The organism is Nitrospira sp. BLG_2 (genome assembly GCF_049222245.1).
On record NZ_JBLYIG010000176.1, the window covers coordinates 1 to 3,312 of the forward strand.

Genomic DNA, 3,312 nt, shown 5'->3' on the forward strand with positions numbered 1-3,312 from the left:
GACTGAAGAAATCCCGTTAAATAGGCGGTGGATGGGTAGGGAGTGTTCAGCTGAGTCAAGGGAGGAATCACCAACAAGACACGAGGACAAACCATGGTCTCGACATAGCATAGTGGGGGGAAAGAATGCTATCCAGGATCGAAAAGGGAGGGGATTAAGGTTTAGGTCGAGGGGTAGGTTGAGAGGGAAGGTCGGTGTGGCCGCTCTTTTCTCGACCTCAGCCTGGACTGCTACTTCTTGATGTCCCGGATGCTGCCGAGTAAGGCATCTCCCGCTCGTAAGGTTTGGAGATTCGCTTCAAAGCTACGCTGAGCCACAATTTGCTGCACCGTTTCCTCGCCCGGATCGACATTCGAGAGCTCGACCATGGTGTGAGCGCCGCCCGTGTCGCGAAGAACGCTTGGGCCGGAGGAGTCGTCCTTCTCAACAACAGGGAGGACCCCGCCGTTGGGGATCTCGACGAACTCTGTTCTGGATTTCTTGAACCCGTCGGTATTGACGTTGGCGACATTGTGCGCAACGACCTCGATCTGCTTGCCGAAGGCAGTCAGGCCTGAGAGTGCGGTATGGATAGCGGAAATCATGCGCCACCTCCATTCAGTTGAAGCTTGAGTTCAGAGGAAGATATCTCGGGAGTGGGAGGGAGAGCCTGATTGGTCGGATCATCGATTGTGTGGCAGCTAGGCTGACCCTGGAACATGTTCCGTCCCTGTTAAGGTCCCTCGGCTTTGCGTCCCACCCTCTCGGGCGGTTTGCCCTTTTCACTGTCAAAAACGTATCGGTCGTTCGATCTCTGACTTGAGCGTGTGATTGGTTGAAGTGTAGCAGAGATGATTTGTGGCAACTGCGAACGACCACCACGAACCGGCAGAATCGAACAGATGAGGTGTACGGTTGGGCTAGCAATATACACGTAGGCACAATGGTCTAGTAAAGTAAGCGACCTGGTTGCATGGGACCGATGCAGGTGTATGGGCGACTTGATATGACCGGTCATATGTCCGAGGAAGAAGTTCAGAAGTGTCGCCAGGCTGGTAAGGATAGGATCGTCCCTCGTGGATCTTCAGGGATTGTTACGAGAAGTCCATTCCACAATCAGTACTCCGGTCGCTCTTCCTTGGCCGCTGGGGTAGACTCCGCCGAGCCACTTCGGTAAAGTGGCGCCATGATGATGACTTCTTCCGATGGTAGGTTTGTTCTCTATAGCGATTTCAACTGCCCCTTCTGTTATGCGCTGCACGAACGGGTACACGACTTGGGTTTGATCGACCGGTGCCAGTGGCGTGGAGTACAGCATGCCCCGCAATTGCCACGTCCCATGGAACCGTGGAGCGGCTCGTTGGGGGCGGAATTGCGGCACGAAGTCACGATGGTGCAGCGGTTGGCGCCAGGACTACCGATCGCATTGCCGCCTGGGAAGCCGAATACTCTTCCTGCGATTGAACAAGCGGTTGCGCTCTTGCGAAAGGATCCACAGTACGGGCTGGACTTTATTCAGCGGGCGTACCGTGCTTTCTGGTGCGACGGTCGAGACATTTCCGATCCATTGGTTTTGAAGGAGTTGGCAGGAGAGCATTTTGCTGAAGACATCGATGGGCAGAACCAGGTCATCGCCCAAAAATGGGAAACTGCTTGGCATGCGACAGGTCAAAATGGAGTCCCTTTGCTCGTCTCTCCCGACGGCGATCTGCTCGTGGGATGTGTATCTAAGGAACAGATCAGACAGTTCTTCATGTAACAGATTTACTTGTAATATGTGAGGAGCCGACAGATCGCGCTGGAGTTCTCGCCGCTTATGTTGTGAGAATGGAACTGTGGTCTAAGTTGGGAGGATAACTGCTTCCATTGTTTGAGCAGACAAGCTTGCCCGAGTAAGCCTTTCTCCGGAACAATCACAGGCGATCGAGGAAAGTCAGTTCGGCAACAGCAGATTTATCCAGGTCTCCTTTGCCCAACTCAAGCAATCGTCGATATTGGTTCAGCGTTGCCTGCGCGAGCGGCGTCGAAAGACCGACCTGTTTGGCCAAATCGAGCGCGATGGCCGAGTCTTTCGCGGCGTGGGCCGCTGAAAAGTAACAGTCGTGTGCATGTCGCTGCATATCTTCTCCATCCGTTTCCAATACTCGTGATGCAGCTCCGGTCTGACTGAATACCTCGCGCAAAAGAGTCAGATCGATTCCCAACGCCTTCCCCAGTCCTAGTCCTTCAGCCAACGCGGCGGTATTGCTGTTCATCACCATGTTCACGAGCGCTTTGACTTTCGCCGCCTCTCCGGCTATGCCGATATATCGGATCGTCGTGCCCAGGGCGTCCAGCACCGGGCGAGCCCGGTTGAACACTTCCGGCTTGCCTCCGCACATGAGATACAGGGTTCCTTGGCGTGCTTGGACTATGCTGCTCGCCATGCAGGCCTCAAGCACCGCGCCTCCGTGCCGTTCAACCGCCTGTTCGATGTCAATGTGAAGCGCCGGCGTGAGGGTTGCACAGTTGATGAACAGCCGATCTTTTGCGTGAGCCAGCAGGCCGGCCGGGTCTTGTTCCGAATAAATGTCCCGCATCGCAGCGTCATCCGATACGACGGTGATGACAATATCCGATAGTTCAGCAACGCGTGCCGGGGATTCGGCCGCTTCCGAGTGCAGTTCGTGTGCCAAGGATTGCGACGCTTCGGCATGGTCATGGACCGCCGCGATGCAATATCCCCGTTCCTCCAAGCGCCTGGCCATATTGGCGCCCATTCGGCCGACACCGACGAATCCGATGCGAGTCCCTATGTTTGCCATGAGAAAGCACCCTTTCCGGGGCTATGCGGCTAAGAGGGAAATTCGCTAGAGCTGATTGTCCTCTGTAGGCTCAGCATGAAATTTCGTCCATCGAAGGTTGGTTTTGCCGTCGGTCGTGGTAAATCCGCGATCATGGAATGCAATGACACGGACACGCTGTTTCTTCTTTTGCATAGGGTGCAGTTGGGGAATGCCGTCTTTGGTTTGCACGGTCCCGCGGAGCGTGTCGACAATCAGCAAGTCGGTCGCGGCGGAGGATTTGATGCCCCACACGAATGCGGCGGAACCTCCGGCATAGGTGCCGGATCCTTCCCATTGGCCGACTAAATCGGGATCGACCGTCTTCAGTTGAAAGACCGGTACGCTGGTCGCTTCGCGCCGGAGTTTCCACAGCTCGGCTGGAATGCGCGTTGGGTATTGATCGATCGAGAGTCTCTTCCAGGTCGCCTGAACACTGCCGGTGCTGGCAAACGAAGTGGGTGTCGTCTTGCGGTAAGTCCCTTTCCATCCAAGGCCCTTGAACGTGTTT

Annotated in this window: 4 protein-coding genes and 1 riboswitch; of the genes, 1 reads left to right on the forward strand and 3 read right to left on the reverse strand. The window is 55.4% G+C overall.

Annotated elements, in window-relative coordinates; all coding sequences use genetic code 11:
* Window positions 1–230 precede the first annotated feature (230 nt).
* On the reverse strand, window positions 231–584 hold the full coding sequence (locus ACOSYY_RS04865) for a flagellar basal body rod protein FlgC (RefSeq protein WP_421661145.1): 354 nt from the start codon (window positions 582–584) through the stop codon (window positions 231–233).
* 88 nt (window positions 585–672) lie between these two features.
* Window positions 673–767, reverse strand: a riboswitch (cyclic di-GMP riboswitch).
* A gap of 398 nt (window positions 768–1,165) precedes the next feature.
* Between ACOSYY_RS04865 and ACOSYY_RS04870 the strand changes: the two genes are divergently transcribed.
* The gene (locus ACOSYY_RS04870) at window positions 1,166–1,738 is read left to right on the forward strand and encodes a DsbA family oxidoreductase (protein WP_421661146.1); all 573 of its coding nucleotides are present in this window, start codon (window positions 1,166–1,168) and stop codon (window positions 1,736–1,738) included.
* A gap of 154 nt (window positions 1,739–1,892) precedes the next feature.
* Here the strand turns inward: ACOSYY_RS04870 and ACOSYY_RS04875 are convergent, their stop codons facing one another.
* A complete protein-coding gene (locus tag ACOSYY_RS04875) occupies window positions 1,893–2,783 on the reverse strand; it encodes an NAD(P)-dependent oxidoreductase (RefSeq protein ID WP_421661147.1) in 891 nt (296 codons plus the stop codon).
* Window positions 2,784–2,828: 45 nt separating this feature from the next.
* Window positions 2,829–3,312 (reverse strand): hypothetical protein (locus ACOSYY_RS04880; protein WP_421661148.1); only part of this gene is annotated, 484 nt, incomplete at its 5' end.